At 51.1% G+C, this 16,962-nt stretch carries 13 protein-coding genes; 2 read left to right on the forward strand and 11 right to left on the reverse strand.

Features of this window, described 5'->3' with window-relative positions:
- Positions 1-39: 39 nt before the first annotated feature.
- The 7 genes from EPA93_RS38940 to EPA93_RS38970 all read right to left on the reverse strand — a co-directional run bounded on the left by EPA93_RS38940 (position 40) and on the right by EPA93_RS38970 (position 7,195).
- On the reverse strand, positions 40-1,008 hold the full coding sequence (locus EPA93_RS38940) for an ABC transporter substrate-binding protein (protein ID WP_165423698.1): 969 nt from the start codon (positions 1,006-1,008) through the stop codon (positions 40-42).
- 188 nt (positions 1,009-1,196) lie between these two features.
- Positions 1,197-2,066 (reverse strand): ABC transporter permease, encoded by an 870-nt coding sequence (locus EPA93_RS38945; RefSeq protein ID WP_129892692.1) that lies wholly within the window; start codon positions 2,064-2,066, stop codon positions 1,197-1,199.
- Positions 2,063-2,326, reverse strand: coding sequence for a hypothetical protein (locus tag EPA93_RS38950; protein WP_129892693.1), 264 nt, complete (start codon positions 2,324-2,326; stop codon positions 2,063-2,065). The genes EPA93_RS38945 and EPA93_RS38950 overlap by 4 nt, the downstream gene beginning before the upstream one ends.
- A gap of 62 nt (positions 2,327-2,388) precedes the next feature.
- Positions 2,389-3,402, reverse strand: a complete 1,014-nt coding sequence (locus EPA93_RS38955; protein WP_129892694.1) for a hypothetical protein — start codon at positions 3,400-3,402, stop codon at positions 2,389-2,391.
- A gap of 692 nt (positions 3,403-4,094) precedes the next feature.
- Positions 4,095-5,048, reverse strand: coding sequence for an MBL fold metallo-hydrolase (locus EPA93_RS38960; protein WP_129892695.1), 954 nt, complete (start codon positions 5,046-5,048; stop codon positions 4,095-4,097).
- A 681-nt stretch (positions 5,049-5,729) separates the two neighbouring features.
- Positions 5,730-6,500 (reverse strand): 3-hydroxyacyl-CoA dehydrogenase, encoded by a 771-nt coding sequence (locus EPA93_RS38965; protein ID WP_129892696.1) that lies wholly within the window; start codon positions 6,498-6,500, stop codon positions 5,730-5,732.
- Between the two features lie 2 nt (positions 6,501-6,502).
- Positions 6,503-7,195 carry a carboxylesterase family protein gene (locus EPA93_RS38970; RefSeq protein WP_129892697.1) on the reverse strand — a complete coding sequence of 231 codons (693 nt, stop codon included), beginning with the start codon at positions 7,193-7,195 and terminating at the stop codon, positions 6,503-6,505.
- Between the two features lie 188 nt (positions 7,196-7,383).
- Between EPA93_RS38970 and EPA93_RS38975 the strand changes: the two genes are divergently transcribed.
- Both EPA93_RS38975 and EPA93_RS38980 read left to right on the forward strand, forming a co-directional pair.
- Positions 7,384-9,240 (forward strand): MutS family DNA mismatch repair protein, encoded by a 1,857-nt coding sequence (locus EPA93_RS38975; RefSeq protein ID WP_129892698.1) that lies wholly within the window; start codon positions 7,384-7,386, stop codon positions 9,238-9,240.
- Positions 9,241-9,281: 41 nt separating this feature from the next.
- A complete protein-coding gene (locus tag EPA93_RS38980) occupies positions 9,282-9,809 on the forward strand; it encodes a class I SAM-dependent methyltransferase (RefSeq protein ID WP_129892699.1) in 528 nt (175 codons plus the stop codon).
- A gap of 165 nt (positions 9,810-9,974) precedes the next feature.
- On the opposite strand, the gene EPA93_RS38985 is transcribed toward EPA93_RS38980, so the two are convergent.
- The 4 genes from EPA93_RS38985 to EPA93_RS39000 form a co-directional block, all read right to left on the reverse strand.
- On the reverse strand, positions 9,975-11,255 hold the full coding sequence (locus tag EPA93_RS38985; protein WP_129892700.1) for an MFS transporter: 1,281 nt from the start codon (positions 11,253-11,255) through the stop codon (positions 9,975-9,977).
- Between the two features lie 347 nt (positions 11,256-11,602).
- Positions 11,603-14,353, reverse strand: a complete 2,751-nt coding sequence (locus EPA93_RS38990) for a winged helix-turn-helix domain-containing protein (protein ID WP_129892701.1) — start codon at positions 14,351-14,353, stop codon at positions 11,603-11,605.
- Between the two features lie 123 nt (positions 14,354-14,476).
- Positions 14,477-15,370, reverse strand: a complete 894-nt coding sequence (locus EPA93_RS38995) for a SirB1 family protein (protein ID WP_129892702.1) — start codon at positions 15,368-15,370, stop codon at positions 14,477-14,479.
- A gap of 274 nt (positions 15,371-15,644) precedes the next feature.
- Positions 15,645-16,946, reverse strand: coding sequence for a complex I subunit 1/NuoH family protein (locus tag EPA93_RS39000; protein WP_129892703.1), 1,302 nt, complete (start codon positions 16,944-16,946; stop codon positions 15,645-15,647).
- Positions 16,947-16,962 lie beyond the last annotated feature (16 nt).

The raw sequence follows: 16,962 nt of genomic DNA on the forward strand, positions 1-16,962 counted from the left end.
ACCGGAAGAAGTACACTTTTATAGTCTTCTTGCCCCTGCTCAAGAAGAAAGCCTTTGACTCAAAGCTTTCTTGATGGTATCGGTTGCCACCATATCTTTGTAAGGCAGGGCAATAGCAATCAGGCCGGCCTTTAGATGAAATTCGTTGGCTTCGTCGTAGGCCTTCTGGCTAATTTGGGGATTCTGAGCAAATGTTGGGCCTATCGCATCGAACACAGGTCTTGTGACTTGCATATCGCGCAGATGGAGATACTTTTCGAGGAGGCCCATCGCCTGATCTGGCTGCTTCTGAATGAAGTCTTCCGCCTGCGCAATGGCGCGAATAAAGGCGAGTACCGCCTTTGGCTTGGTATCGATCACAGTTTGCTTGGTATAGAAGACCCCATGAAGCTGCCCTTGCATCGCCGGGATATCCCCACGGTCCGGGCTAATGAAAAGATCTCCGATTCCTGCCGCCTCGGCTTCCTGGCCAGCGGGGGAAAAGAAAGAGATAGCATCCACGCGACCAGTGCTCAGGGCTGCCAGAGCTGCCGTCTCGGTCCCCCCGAGATTTACCAGGATTGCATCTCGCTTAACATCATAGCCATAGATCCTGAAGAGATAGATCATTAGGGCCTCTGTTCCGCTCCCAGGAGAGGTGATGCCAATCTTTTTGCCTACTAAGGCCTTCACCTTTTGCTCAAGCGAACTGGCCGCCGAAAGATGTGCCTGTTGGGCAAAGCGTTTGCTTATCGTGACATCGATAAAATACCCATTGGTCAGAGCTCCCAGCAGCCTGATTTGCGAATCGATGCGTGAGACGGTGAAGGCATCAGTGATGACTCCTCCACCGGCAAGTTCAATACTATTGGATTCAATTGCGGCGGCCATTTTCGCTCCGGTCCCCAAAACGGGAGGAACAGTGGGATTGAGCGTCAGTCCTTGAGCCTTAAAATATTGTTTCTGAAGCGCGACATAAAGAGGAAAATAGCCAACAGCACTTGAGGTTTGCCCCACATTCAATGTCATGCTGTTCACACTGTCTGAAGGCGGAGGTGCCCCCAATCCACTACAGCTAGTTATGCTTAAAATGAGTAGCAAGGAACAAGCAAACAATACCCACAATGAACGTCTCGAAAGATACATATTCCATTCTCTCTTTCCAAATGAGTTGGTGATACAGTAGGGAAACCTCTTCGCTGCGTGCTATGCTCTTCTCAAGGAAGAAGTGAGTATCCCTGTTTTATGCCCACTTTCCAGCGGGACGTCTTCCTATCAAGGAAGTTGACGAGTGTATTAAGTAACGCTGCAATGACTGTCAGAACGAATAAGGCCGCGAAAACTCTCGCGGTATCAAACTGTGTTGCTGAATCGTTGATCAAATATCCAATCCCATGATTAGACGCGATCAACTCAGCGATGACCGCACCAATCAAGGCATAAGGAATAGAGATGTGGAATCCCATAAGGACCGAACTGCTGGCAGATGGGATGATAACTTTGAAGAGCATTTCCCGGCGCTTGCCTCCCATGAGCAGGACAGCATCGATCAGATTTTGATCAACGTTGCGTACCCCGGAGAGGGTGTTGAAAAAAACCAGGAAGAAGACCGTGACAGCGGCCAGGATCACTTTCATCTGGATATCGATCCCAAACCACAGAATGAAGAGAGGAGCCAGGGCTACCTTGGGAATACTATAGAGCGCAACCACAACAGGATCAAAGATTCTGGCAAGGATCGGCTGAAGTCCCAAGAGAAAACCCATCAGAACGCCGCTGAGCAAGCCTAATAGCAGCCCAAGCAAGGTTTCCTGAAGCGTTATTTCCGTGTGATACCACAAGGTGCCATCAGCGATCCAGAGAGAGATGCGCCGGGCTACGGCAAGTGGACTACTGATGAACAGAGGATTGATATATCGACCTGAAAGAAACTGCCAGGCGAGAAGCAGACCAACCAACAAGAGCAAACGACCGCCAACGATAAGTAGCGCTTGCCTCAGCGCGCGAAGCTTTGCCTTATTCCAAGTCGAAGAGTGCTCTCGTCTCTTCTGCTGTGGCGTGTTCTCAAGAGGAGAAATGACCTTCATACCTTTCCATCCTGCTGGGTACGGACTTGCATGAGGTCGTTCCAGAGCCGGCGATGTAGCTCGGTAAACTCGGGATGAAAACGGATCTCGATTGCGTCTAGTGGGCGAAGAAGAGTAATAGGCTCGTCAAGCGCCATTAGGCCTTGCGTGCCAAGGAAGAGCGCGCGATCTCCCAAGGCAATGGCTGCCTCAAGATCATGATAGACAAAGAAGCTTCCCTGCTCCATATGTACACTGACATCGTACAGAATGGTGTCCATCTCTCCTCCTGCCTGACTGTGAGGCTCCTGCCAGAACTTGTCGTTGTTTAGCCGAGAGGGCGCTAGTGGTCGCCTTTCAGGCTCAGGCGAGCTCTGAGCCTTTCAATCTCCCAATAGGCTTGTTGAAGTGCTGCCTGAAGTTGAACTGATTCTTGCCGCAAGTTTTGCGTCCTCGCCAGCAAATTATTGAGTGGTCCTGAGATTTGCCAAAGCACGTTCTCCTCATTCAAGGGAGCTCGTGCGCCGAAGTCTCCATTGGCGACACGCATATGCGTTGCTACAATTTTTTGAATACTTGCCTCCAGGAGTTGTTTCTGTTGAGCTGCTACTTTTGCTTGCTGCCCAAGATCGTGTTCAAGCCTGGCAATCTCCTCGGCCGTATCTGCACGAACAAGTGCCTGAATGGTCCCATGTACCCAGGCAAAGGCCACCACTGAGACAAGAAGCTGAATGAGAATGATGGGGGTGATAATCCCCACAAATGCGATGGTGAGGATCGCATCCAACTCAGCTGTATGTGGCAAGTAGGTCAGGCTCAACCAGGTAAAGAAACAATTTCCTATCGCTACAAGAAAGACCCACCAGGGAGGAAGAAATGAGACGGCACACACTAATGGGAGGACTAACAGGCCAAAAAGTGGCAGAACCTCCATGCTCAATCCTCCTGGTGTGGTGATAATGTTCAATACGGGAAAGGCGAGAGAAGTGAGCACGGCCAGAATACCTGCTTGATTGATTAAGCCCATCCGATTGAGAAGGGTGGCAACGATTAAGCCAAGCGTTGAGAGAATGACAATAAGCGCCAGATACGTGTTCGTCCCAATAAAGCCAGTAGGAAGGGAAACGAAGAGCAAAAGATAGAGACCCAGGATGATCTGACTTCCTATTCTTCCGCGTCGAAAGCGTTCCTGCTTTTCAAAGGAGGCCGAACGCTCAGGTTCTGGAGGTGAGGAGAGACGGTACCACCAGCGTAATGCCCTGCTTTCCTGGTATGTTTTAGGCGCCAGATAGATGGGAGACTCACTATCGCTCGTAGAAGCGCTTTCAAAGTCAGTATGCGAGGAAAACTTCTTCATAAATGATGAACTCCCTTTCAATAATAAATGTGGAGGCGAATTATTTCCTTGCTTGCGAGCTGTCTTTCTTGTGATCCTTGCTTTCCAAGCTTTCAAGAACGATGAGACCCATGGACTGTAAGTCTCTGAGCGTTTCCTCTACGAGCGTCTGGGAAGTTGAGAGTATTTCTGCAATTTTGGCAGCGCTTTTGGCCCCATCGGCGAGGGCAAAGACAGCTCTATGCTGCCGTGAGAAACTGCGCATTTGCCCTGGGTTCAGAGAAACTGTCTGCCGGGGGTATAAGACTGATTGTCCAAGGTCAGTGAGTTGCGGCTGGTTTATCACTTCTGATTGAGGCGTAAATATCCAGCGTATCCTCCCCAGACGAGAAAGTTCCTGGACCGCCGACTCTCCCTCTAGCTGTAGACTACTCTTAGAAATGAGCGTACATGAAGTCATCACTCCTGATATAATGTGGATCTCCACACGATACGGTTCTCGCAAGTTTGCACTCCCTGCAGGGACCTCAGCAGTTAACCACCCTGTCTGCTGATGGGCATGCATCATCTGCATGATGGTCTTGAAATCGAGCGTGTACATCAAGGTAAGGACTCATCCTTCTCAAGAAATGGTGAAGTGCCATGTGTCGAGTCCCTCGAAACTGCTCAATTGGTCACAGAAAATGGTGTATTGGTTGTGTGCGTTGTTCCCTCTATTTGCCTTGAGAGAAGGCAAATTGGGCCATGTGCTCAAACGAGCGAATCTTCTCGGGATAGACCGAGCTGTTGCTCAACTCGCGATAGATGGTGGCGACTGTCACGACGATACGTTCGCTATCAATCCAGTCAGCATACCGATTCAGCTCAAGAGAGCGGCTGGCCTCCAGAGCAGGTATGCCTGCCTCGTAGTATTTGTGGGTTTGCGCAAAGACATACTCAAGATAGCCCTTGAACTCGCGCACTCCCTGCTTATCGGTAATCGGACCGTGCCCAGGGACAATTGTCTCTACATCAAGTGAAAGGAGGTAATCGCAAGCCTTGATCCAGTTAGAGACAGGACCGGACCAGGCAATAGGGTGGCCACCGATAAAAAGGAGATCGGCAGCGAAGACTGTACGGTCAGCAGGAACATAGACAATGGTATCTCCACGGGTATGCGCTGGTCCCAATTCAATGAGGCGCACTTCTTTGGCGCCAACATGAAGGACACATTCGCCCTCAAACGTTTCCTTTGGTGGCGTCAAGTGAATATTGTTGAAATCGAAGGCACCATAGGCATGGCGCAAGAAGGTGGCTAAGTGACCATGGGCCTGTTGGATCATCTCAGCACGTTGCTGGGGAGTAAGCTCGGCAGGAATCTGCTCAACGGTACGCCTGGAGGCGATGATGCGTGCATCAGCAACCAGCTGGTTCCCAAACCAATGATCGCCGTTAGCGTGGGTATTGACGACCATATCAATATGTGCAGTAGCCGGAACGGCTTTGCGCATACTAGAAAGCATCTCGCGTGTGAGTGTGAGATCAAAGAGGGTATCGACGAGCAGAGACGCCTCTCCATCGACAATCAAGCCAGCATTGCTCCATCCCCAGGAGCCATTTGGCTGTAAATAGGCGTAGACGCTGTTGCCCAGATCGTGCAATCCTCTGGTATAAGTCCACTTGCTCATATCTTTTCAACTTCCCTGTTGCTTCAGGTGTGCCAGCCCTCAGATAGTCCCTCATCTGTGAGAAGAGCAAAGGAGCAAGAAGAAAATACGCCTCTTCATTTTGTACAAGCAGTTTTCAATGTACCTCTTGCTCTCTTAAGTACGTTTCTCCAAGCAATTTGGCTGGCTGTATACGCTAAGGCTCTCCCATCTAGAGAGAAGAAATAGTTTCACTACATTCTGAAAGAGTCAAATCAAATAATAAGCGTCACCATAGTAATATAGTCATGATGGAATGTCAAGAGGTTTTTATCTTCTAGCTGCAATATCATATTTGAAACACCCTTTCATCATTGTAAAAAATACGAGTAAGAGCGGTAAGGGGATATCTCAACATATGTTAACAGAAGTTGCCTTTTTCACTTTCTGGCTTGAGAGGGAAGGCATATATTCCAGGCTGATAGGGAAAAATGAGCAAACGAGATGATACTGCTACTTATGCAGAAGCGCTATTATCTGGATCAATGCGTTTCAAGGACAACGGAGCTTATTAGATGGGGAGGAATTTCTCTAATATCTTCCTGGGCTCAGCGCACTTTGAGAGGGCAGCCTATCCTTTATTGGTGGGCTCCCTCTCGATCTTGTCAGCTTTGCCTCTTCCCTCGATTACCCTTCCTCACACGTTGGGCACGCTGTTTCACCTCAACGAGGACTCATCCTTATTGCGCCATCCAGTCTGATTACTTCTCCGTTGAGCATTTCGTTTTCGATGATGTGTCTGGCCAGAGAGGCATATTCTTCTGGACGGCCAAGGCGTGAAGGGAAAGGAACCTGTTGGCCAAGAGAGATACGCGCTGCCTCGGGCAAGCCTGCCAGCAACGGAGTATCAAAGGTGCCGGGGGCAATGGTCATGACGCGAATACCATTGCGGGAAAGGTCGCGAGCAATGGGTAAGGTCATGCCTACGATACCACCTTTAGATGCGGAATAGGCGGCTTGCCCGATTTGGCCATCGAAGGCTGCCACCGAGGCCGTGTTGATGATCACTCCCCGTTCTCCAGCAGTGCTAACTGGCTCATTGGTGGCCATGCTCTCCGCAGCCAGGCGAATCACATTGAAAGTACCGATCAAATTGATCGTAATTACCTTGTTGAACAGCTCAAGGCTGTGCACGCCTTTTTTGCCGAGCACTCTTTCAGCTATGCCTATGCCGGCACAGTTGATAGCGACGTGGAGCCCACCAAAAGTATCGACTGCCGTTTTAACGGCAGCCTGCACGTCGGCTTCTGATGTGACGTCTGTCTTTACAAAGAGAGCCGCGGAACCAAGCTCTTCGGCCAGAGCTGTGCCCGCTTCGTTATTCAAGTCAACAATGACTGCTTTGGCTCCAGCCTGCACCGCCATACGTACGCAGGCGGCTCCCAGGCCGGAAGCTCCTCCTGTCACTAAAACGCCTTTGTTTTTGAGATCCATATTTACTGCCTTTCTGTTATATGTTGTGCAGCCCTACGCTGTTCCAGCAGCCACATGTAAAGCTGGGGTGAGTCGTAGGTCTGGGTCCAGGAGTCGTGGGTAGCGTCGGGATAAATAGTCAGTTGTGCATTTCCATGGCAAGCTTGCAAGGCCTCTACCATTTCTTGTGAGCGCTTGAGGGGGACTACATTGTCTTTCGCTCCGTGAAAGGCTCGGACTGGCAAGTGGCGAATAGCACAGACCTGGGACGGATCGCCACCGCCGCAAATAGGCACAATCGCGGCAAAGCGCTGCGGATTGGCAATTGCCAGGCTCCATGTTCCGAAGCCTCCCATGCTTATTCCAGTAACGTAGATGCGCTCGGGATCAACAGCGTAGTTGTGCTCAATCTCATCTATGAGCGCCGCGAGAGTATCCAGATGAGAGGGCGTGATCCAGCGCTCGTTATATGGGCACTGGGGAGAGACGACGATAAAGGGAAACTTCTGCCCTTCTTTGATAAGCTTTGGTGGGCCATGGCGCGTAACCAGATCTAGATTGCTGCCTCGTTCGCCGGCTCCATGCAAGAAGAGGACGAGTGGCCAGCGCTCTGTCTCAACTTCGTCATATTCTTTGGGCAGATAGAGCAGGTAACGAAGAGAATGCGTAGGGTGGTTGTGTCGGTGAAAGGTATAGGCTTGTTGAGCATTTTGCATGCTGCATATCTTCCTTCTCATGTTTCGATCAAGGACATTTTGCAAGGTCTCCTATCTATGATAACCTGTGAGCAGGAATGCTGACAAGCATCCCCTTGTGTCTCTCTTCCGCTGGTGCTAAATTCTGTAGTGTAGGGCTATTACGATGGATAGGCATTGGTTTACGTTTAAGTGATAAGGATATATGAGTGAATAAAAAGCAAGAGCGACTCTATCTGCTAGAAAGACAAATAGAACGGCTGAAGAGGCGCGTTGATAGGCTAGATCAGCGTAGTAATCGCTATTCCTGGCTACGGGTTGGGATCTTTTTTGGCGGCTTGTTGCTCTGTGTTCTGGCCTTTCTGGTGAGCTGGTGGCTGGTGGCTGTGATGGCGCTGATAGCGCTGAGCGCTTTCTTTATCGTCGCACACTTTCAGGGCAAGATTGATAGAAGCCTTAATCGGCATCGTATCTGGTTATATATCAAATCGACCCATGTTGCGCGCATCAAGTTGGATTGGAATAATCTGCCGCCTGTCCCTGCAGGTGAGGCCCGCCCGGAGCATCCCTTTGAAACGGATCTGGATATTACCGGTGAGCGTTCAATCTATCGTTTACTAAATGTTGCGGCGTCGCTCGATGGTGGCCAGCGCCTGCGCAACTGGCTGTTAGCTACTGCGCCAGACCTCGAAGCCATTCGGCGCCGCCAGGTGCTTGTGCATGAAATGTTGCCGCTCACGCTTTTTCGCGATAAGCTCATCCTAAAGTCGCTCATTGCCTCAAAGCGCTCGGCAGAACACCTTGAGGGCCAGCGCCTCTTAAACTGGCTGCAACAGCAGGCGCGCCCTGCGAAGCTGCTCCCATTATTCTGGGGCTCGCTGGCCTTAAACGTGCTGACTCTTGTGCTTCTAGTACTGGTCTTTGTGCTGAACTTGCAACAATACTGGATCATCTCTCTGCTCTGCTCGATTGTCCTGTTCTATACAACGAAAAGTAAGCGCGGAGATACGCTTGAAGATGCCGATTTTCTGGGAGCGGCCCTGGGCACACTCGGTGGGGTTTTTGAATATCTTGAGGCTTTTCCTTATCGCCAGGCTCAGAACGTGGGCAAGCTCTGTGAGCCGTTTTTAACGCAACAGGCAAAGCGTCCCTCGGCCTTGTTAACGCGGACGTCGCGCATTGCAACCGTCTCTATGCTTGGGAAAAATGCCCTGCTCCACCTTTTGTTCAATGCTTTTTTGCCCTGGGATGTCTATTGGGCCTATCGTTTAGGGCAATGTAAAGAGCAGATCGCTGAGCGTTTACCGCTCTGGCTAGATATCTGGTTTGAGCTGGAGGCCCTCAATTCTCTTGCGACGTTTGCTTATCTGAATCCCGAGTATGTGCTGCCTGAAGTAGAAGCAGCTTGTGCGAACTCAACTGAGCAGAAAACCGTTTTTCAGGGCCGCGATCTTGGGCATCCGTTGATTCCTGTTGATAAAAAAGTTACCAATAGCTTTACCCTGAATGAACTGGGAGATGTGGTGATTATTACCGGCTCAAATATGTCTGGCAAGAGCACTTTTTTGCGGACCCTTGGCGTCAATCTTTGCCTGGCTTATGCCGGTAGCGTCGTAAATGCGAGCCAGCTGCAGACAGAGCTCTTCCGCATCTTTACCTGCATCAAAGTGAGCGATTCGGTGACAGATGGCTATTCTTACTTCTATGCTGAAGTGAGGCGCTTAAAGGCTCTGCTGCAGGCATTGGAACAAAAAGAGGCGCTGCCGCTGTTTTTCCTTATAGATGAGATCTTTAAAGGCACAAATAATCGTGAGAGGCTCATCGGTAGCCGATCCTATGTGCATGCTCTGGCTGGGCGCAATTGTGCCGGTTTGCTGTCAACGCATGATCTGGAACTTGTAAAGCTGGCCGAGATATTGCCCCAGGTGACTAACCGCCACTTTAGAGAAGAGGTGGTGGATGGACAAATGCTCTTTGATTATAAGTTGCGTTCCGGTCCTTGCCCAACTACCAATGCCCTCAAGATTATGCGTATGGAAGGTCTCCCTGTTGAAGATGGTTTATAGCCTGGCCGGCCGCCTCGCTGTTAATCCGTTAAGGAAAATATATGGATCATCACGATCATGTTTCTTTGCTACGTAAGGGAATACCGACTCCCGGAGGAACCTGGGCCGATCTTGGTTCGGGAGGCGGAGCCTTTACGCTGGCCCTTGCCGATTTGCTAGGGCCGCAAGCGCAGATCTACTCTGTCGATAAAGATCGAAGCTCGCTCGCTGCTCAGGAGGGAGCTATGCGCTCGGCTTTTCCCTCCGCCAATGTGCGCTATCTCAACGCCGACTTTACGCGCCCTCTCGATCTGCCTCCGTTGGATGGCATTGTCATGGCCAATTCTCTGCATTATGTGCGTCGCAAGGATGAAATTTTGCAGAGAATACGTGGCTATCTGCGTCCGGGCGGTCATTTCATCCTCGTCGAATATAACGCCGATCGCGGTAATCCCTGGGTACCTTATCCATTGAGCTACCAGACCTGGGAAAAGCTGGCCCAGCGCAATGGCTTTAGCGAGACGCATCTGTTAGAAAGAGTGCCAAGCCGCTTTCTGCACGGGATCTATTCGGCTGGCAGCCTCAGCTAAATGCCCGAGATCAAAAAAGTTTGTCCTTTTGGTTAAGAGAAAAAAGCTACGCGGTTGAAAAGCTAGCCTGCAAACCATGCAGGATCAGCTATCCATCCGCGTAGCTCAATTCTTGCCCTGGCGAAATTTGTGATGTTCGCAGTTCCAGATTCAGACCCGGCTATCTTACGCCTGTACTTCCGCCGCAGCATTGCCTTTGCGCAGAATAAACATGGCCAGAACGGCTCCTGCCAGGGTGAGTACGCTGGCTACAGCGAAGACTCCGTACGAGGTAATCCGGCTGGCTACCAGGGCGACGAGCAAGGGACCAATAACGCCACCCAGCGATGCCGCAGATTCCTTGATGCCCATGATGCGCGAACGATGCTCGGCCGCACTGATATCCAGGTAGAACGCGCTTAAGGCCGGCGTAACTAACGCACCACCCAGGCCCGAGATGAGCGCGGTCATGAAGATGGGCCAGAACTGATGGGAGAAAAGGAGTCCTATGTACAGTGCTATGTTCAGCAAGAAGCCGAGCACAATCATGGGCTTTTTCCCCAACCTATCGCTTACCTGACCAAGTAGGAGCTGGCCAATCAGCATGGCCAGACCATAGCCGGTCACGACGAGGCCAAACTGCGTCGGGCTAAACGCCAGCGCATTATAGAAATGGAAAACCATCTCAGGATCTACGAAGGCAAAGCCAAAGACTGCTATAAAGTCAAGCACAAGCAGGGTCGCAAAGAGATGCAGCGGCCGTGGCAGTGATGCAAACAGGCTCTCCCTTTCCTGCTTATTCTGCCTGGCCTGGCTCTGCTGACGTACCCAGGCCGGTCGCGTCTCCGGAACCATGATAAAAGCGAAGACCGCGGCGATAAGGCCAAGGATGGCTGAGAGAACAAATGGCAAGGCAAAGCCCCAATGATCGATAATGAAGCCGCCTGCAGCCGGTCCTAAAATGAAGCCAACTGCATAGCTGCCCATGATTATACCGGTCCAGCGCGTACGCTGCCGCTCGGGGACGATATCGGCGATGATACCCATTGCTGCCGGCAAGAGTCCTGCCGTCACTGCTCCCTCTAGAAACCGTATAGCGATAAAGAGAGGGATCGAATGCACAAAGATGAAGAGCGTATTGGTGACAACTACCCCGGCGAGAGCTATCAAAACCAGCGGCCGCCGCCCGTAGCGATCGGCCATAGCTCCCATAAATGGGGCTAGCAGGAACTGAGAGACGGCAAAGGCTAAGGTCATAAAGCCTAATACCTCAACGCCGGCTCCCATCTCGGGTAGCAATTTACCAAATACGGGAGCTACGATGCCATAGCCCGTCATCATTAAAGCTACGCTAGCCGCAAGCAGAAAAATGACCTTGTATGATGGGCGCTCTTCCTGGCTTAACGCTGTTTCTTGTATGATTTTATCTTGATTTTCTGCATGTTCGTTTTGCTCAATTGTATACATATTTTTTCCTTGTCTACAGATTATATATCTATCTCATGCATATGACTTACATGCAGAGGGGATTGCTTGCTGTTCTAAATTATGGAAGCGCAACTCTCGATATATAACATTCTGGAGCTGATTTCTCTTCCTTAATGAGTGCCAATTTATACCAATTACCTGAATGGAGGGAGGGCTGAAAAGAGAAAGAGCTTGCCATGCTTAGCATCCTTTTCTTGCTCTATATAAAGATACTGAGATTACACGAATACTGATAGTATATCTGGCTATTGAGGTGCCAGTCATCTAACTAAAGATATATGCGAGGTTATAATTCGTGGGACGAGAGAGGCAAAGGGGCGGTAAGTCTAGATAAGGTGTAGAGCCTGGGCGCGCGAGATGGCCTGCACGCGGCTCCTGACCCCAAGTTTGCGGTAGATATTGTTGACATGGGCTTTGACCGTGCCAATCACTATAACTAGCTTATCGGCAATCTCCTGATTCTTGTGTCCAGCCGCAATAAGCTGTAGGATCTCTATTTCGCGCTCGCTGAGAGGATCGATAAGCTGGGAAGCGCGTATCTGTGGAATATAGTGAGTCTGTTTGGCAGGAGCATCGAAGGCCGCTATGAGCTTATTGGCATAGAGCAGAAGCGATTTGTGCATTGCAGTTCGGCCATACTTCCGCTGAGCTGCCACGAAGTGCTTGAGCAAGACAGCCACTGCCTCTCCTTCATCCACAAAGATACGCACAAAGCCGGCCGGCTGAGCCAGCACTAAAGCCTGATGCAAAGCTGCCAGCGAACTGGCTGTATCTCCGCGCAAATCACAAACCTGGGCTTGTAAGTTATGGAAACTGATCATACCGCTAACATGTCCCTTAGGCTGGATGATTGGCAAGAGCCGGGCCAGTAGTTCCTCTGCCTGGAGCAGGTAGGCCCCTTCGGGCTGAGCCCTGCTAAGAGCGACTAGAATATGGGCCAGATCCAGGTAGTGCATTGCGCTTTCGTTATTGAGCGGCCCTTCTAGATCGAGGTCAGCTTTTTGTAGCTGGTGCATAGCTGCTTCGATCTGCCCATCTTGCAAGTAAAAGCGTGCTCGTATTGCTGCGATCTCGTTGATGATAGTTGGCGATTTGAGCTGATAGGCCAGGTTTTCAGCTTGCTCTAGTTTCTGTAGAGCTTCTTCACTTTGCCTCTGGGCCTGCAGGAGAAAGGCCTGGATCATAAAGACACCCACAAGCGCATCTTTGTTTCCAGCCTGCTGACACAGGTCATAACTTTCCTGTAAATGATGCGTGGCGGCCTTAAGCTCATTCCACTCGTAGAGCAGGAAGCCCAGGAAAGAGTGAATCGTGCTGGCGATGGGTAGGAGGCGACCCTGTTCATCTGTAGCGGTTAAGAGGGCCCGCCTGCATATCCTGGCTACCTGCTGAAGTTGCCCCTTGATAAAGTAGATCTCGGCAAGGTTAGAAAGGGCCATCAGTCTGAGCGGAATATTGCCCGTGGCCTGCCCAAGCGTGCTGGCTTCGGTATAGGATTGGATCGCCGCGGTCGCATCGTGGCTGTGCTTGGCGGCATTGCCCTGCGTAAAGGCCATCAGTCCCCTGAGATAGGGAGTATTTTCGGGCATATACTGTTGGGCTTGAAGGCGTAAGCCCTCGGCTTGCTGTAACTCGTTATGTTGGATGGCTGTCAATGCGCGCAGGATGGCTATCTCGCTCAACAACATATCGGTCTTGAGCGTTTGGCCGGCCTCCAGCTCTTTTTTGGCCCCGATGGCCGACTCTGCCATATCCAGGTATGTCTCTACATCCTCGAATTGGCTGGTAGTAACCAGCAAAGTAGCGTAGGCCAGCGCTAAGCGCGGGCGCTTACGTATCTGCTTCTCTGGCAAGCTGGCCAGCCAGTTTTTAAGTGTGATCAGTTCGCCGTGACTTAAGGTTGCTGGCGCTAGCTTTTCGATTAAAGCCGCTGCCCGCTCGAAATTCTGGCCCTGCAAAGCGTGGCGGACCGCTTCACTATTGATTTCTTGCTGCTCGTACCAGAGGCTGGCCCGGTTATGAAGTTCGGGTTCCAGTGGCGGCTGAGCCTGGCGCAACTGATGGCGCAAGGCATCGGCAAATAAGTGGTGATAGCGGTACCACTCTTGCTCATCGTCAAGGCTGAGGGTAAAGAGCTTTGAACGCTCTAGCTGCTTCAGGATTGCTTGTGAATCCGCGCGTCCAGTAACAGCGTTGCAGAGCGGTCCGCTCAGACGGCTGAGAATCGACGTCTGGAGCAAGAAGTTCTGGATGTGTGTCGGCTGATGGTTAAGAACTTCTTCGACCAGATAGGTTAGCACATAGCGGTGGCTACCCGCGAAAGCAGCGATAAAACTTGGAATATCCGCACATTCCTGGATGGCCAGAGCTGCTAGCTGTAAGCCGACCGCCCAGCCTTCTACCCGCGTTTCGAGGGCTGTTACCTCTTGCTCGGCGATGTCCAGGCCCATAATGGCGGTGAGAAAGGTCAGCGCCTCATCATGCGTGAAGCGTAGATCTGCGGCATGGATCTCACAGAGCTGGCCACGAGCGCGGAGGCGAGCCAGCGGCAAGGGCGGATCGCTACGGCTGGCGATAATCAAGTGGAAGTGCGCGGGCGGATGGTCTAGCAGGTAAGTGAGCCCATCGTGAATGATCTGGGCGTTGATAACATGATAATCGTCAAGAACAAGGGTTGTCTCTACCTGGAGCGAGGCGAGATCGTTGATAAGCATGGAAAGCAGCACATCGAGATGTGGCTCTTGTGAAGATGAATTGAGTATCGCAAGCACGTCGTCGCTAATACCGGCGTGAAGCGTTTGCAGTGCCTCAATGATATAGGCAAGAAAGCGTGCAGGATCGTTATCGTCAGCGTCCAATGAGACCCAGGCTACGGCGGGCGCCGGCTGCTTGCCATGATGGAGCCATTCGCTGAGCAGGGTGGTTTTGCCAAAGCCAGCCGGCGCAGAGAGCAGAGTCAGTATGTGCCCAACCTGGCTTTGTAGTCTGTGGACCAGGCGGGGACGACCTACCAGGGTAGGCCGTAGCAAAGGGAGCGCTAACTTAGTGTTGAGCAATGGTGCGAAACGCTGAGTCATGCAATTTTTTAGCCTTTGAGCTTGATAACGAAACCGGTCAGAAGGGTCACTATGCAGTATAGGAAGAGCATTAAGCCATTGTCAAGAGAGGGTGCTGCGGAGAATGGAAGCGAAGAAGCTTACTCAGTTCATCATGGCAATAATCTGGCGCACAGCCTTGATATAGTTAAGCATATCGTAACGATCTTTGGCCCCAGGAGCCTGCTCAACATAGGCCGTGAGATCGTGCAGGGCGGGGGCATAGTGCTTCAGTTGAAGATGGATGACACCCCGATCGCGCCGCTCGGTAATAGTTTGTGGAGCAATGAGCACAAGAAGATCGCAGATGGTCAAAGCGTGAATATAATCTTCGTTATCTGTATAGACCTTTTTGAGGTTGTTGAGGATACGGATCAGCAATTGTTTGTGGCGGACCGGCTCAAACCAGTGCGAGTGCACCTTAAGCCTGGTGCGGGCGATGTGGCGCACCATCTCACGGCACTCCTCCTCACTCAACAAGCGACCCTGGTGAAAGGAATCAATATAGACGATCTTATCGGGCAGGCGGCACCTTACCACAAAGTGGAATGGTAATCCTATACCCTCGATCCGAATGCCCACACGTTTGGCAACTTCCATATAGAGCAGCGAAAGCGTAATTGGAATGCCTGTATGTTCGTCAAGAACCTTGTTGAAAAGGCTATTGTTTGAGTTATAGTAATCGTCATGATTTCCATGAAACTGCTCTTCGACAAAAAGAACCTGGTTTATCGTCTTGATGACGTCTAGCGTTGCGATATCTGCTGGTAGTTGAGGGAGGGTGGAAGGATCTGGTAAGGCGAGTACGTCATATACTCGGCGTGCTAGCGCGTCGAGTTGTGCCATGTAATGAGCCATATCCAGGTCTGGATACTCAATGCTTGCAATGAGTAAAGCGGCCCGAGCCAGATCAATGGCTTCATCTTCTCCTGCCACCAGAGCTTCAATGGCCCGGTAGACGCGCTCTTGAGATGAATCTTTTGGATTTCTTTCTGTCATCCTACGGGCATTTAACCATATAATGCACTTGCTATGCAAGCTTTTATGCCGACGATCCTATAGGGAAAGAGAGCTCTTCTTCTCCCTCTTATTGTGGCCGTGTTAGCTTTCCTGTTCGGCCTGGTATTGCTACCTGCGCTAAGATTGGCATTGTGCTAGGGAGCTGTATGCTAAGCGGGCAAGACATGTAATATATCAAAATAAGATTTAATAGCGCTTGTATCGTGCGCATCTGGCAGAGCGGAGTGAAAAAATCTCAGCTCTTGCTAGCCTGTTAGCGTTGGCCTGCTTTTTCGAGCTGGCGCTCGCTGGAAATGGCCTGGTTGAGTCGCCTGCGGGCATGATGCAGGGCGGGAGCCTGGGCACGCTGTGTGGTGAGCGCTGTGGCGCGACGTATAAGCCAGGCGAAGACGAAGAGCATGAGCCAGTTAACAATGCCCAGGACAAACAAGAATATCTGGTTTGAGAGTCCCAGGCCATGAATAAGCAGATAGAGCATGCCAGTAATCAAGATATTAGTCAGCGCGAGCGGCATGAGGATAAGCCAGGCATACTGCATTAGTTGATCTCCGCGCAGGCGTGGCAACGTGCCCTGTACCCAGAGAAACAGGCCGATGAGCAGATAGACCTTAAGGATAAAGTAGGCCAGCGCGAGAATATTGCCAAGGATCTGCCAGCCCAGGCTCATATGCGCTGCTGTAAGATAGGCAACTCCGGGTCCAGACCAGCCCCCGAGGAACAGCGAAGTGACCACTGCGGCAACAATGACCATATTGCCATATTCGCCAAGGAAGAACATGGCCCAGCGCAGACCACTATATTCGGTGAGAAAACCGGCTACGAGCTCGGATTCGGCGGTTGGTATATCAAAAGGTACGCGATTCGTTTCGGCCAGCCCGCAGATATAGTAGACTACTAGCATTAGCGGCTGTACCAGGATGAACCAGTTCCAGGGAGTATTGCCCTGGAAAATGAAGTCAAAGAAGGCTATTCCCTGGCCTGGCCAGCTAGTAGCGTTCTGCAAGAGCACGATGTCCTTTATGGAGATTGTGCCAAGGCCCGAATCGTGGGGAGCTAGCACGCTGGTGAGCATTACAACGCCGATCAACGAAAGTACAAGCGGGAGCTCATAAGAAATCATTTGCGCGGCCGAGCGTAAGCCACCGATAAGCGCGTATTTATTATTCGAGCCCCAGCCGGCCATCATAACGCCCACAATATCGAGGGAGCTCATGGCGATCAGATAGATGATCCCGGTCGCCAGCGCCGTGCCTGGCAAGCTAATAAACGGCGAGAACGGAAGAACAGCGAAGGCGGCAATTACGGGAGCAATAAAGGCCGAGGGAGCCAGTAAGAAGACATATTTATCAATCTGACTCGTGTGTACATCTTCCTTGAGAACCATTTTGATGATATCGGCAATCAGTTGCAGGCTCCCATGAGGTCCAGTATGCAGGGGTCCCACGCGATCGGCTATCCAGGCCAGTAATTTGCGCTCCAGGTAGTTGATAACCGCAGCGCTGGTAATTGGGAAAAGAAATGCAAACAGTATTGTAATGATAAGTTGAATAAGCATAAGTATGGTCTCCCAA

This window comes from Ktedonosporobacter rubrisoli (assembly GCF_004208415.1).
In the GTDB taxonomy this organism is placed as follows: domain Bacteria; phylum Chloroflexota; class Ktedonobacteria; order Ktedonobacterales; family Ktedonobacteraceae; genus Ktedonosporobacter; species Ktedonosporobacter rubrisoli.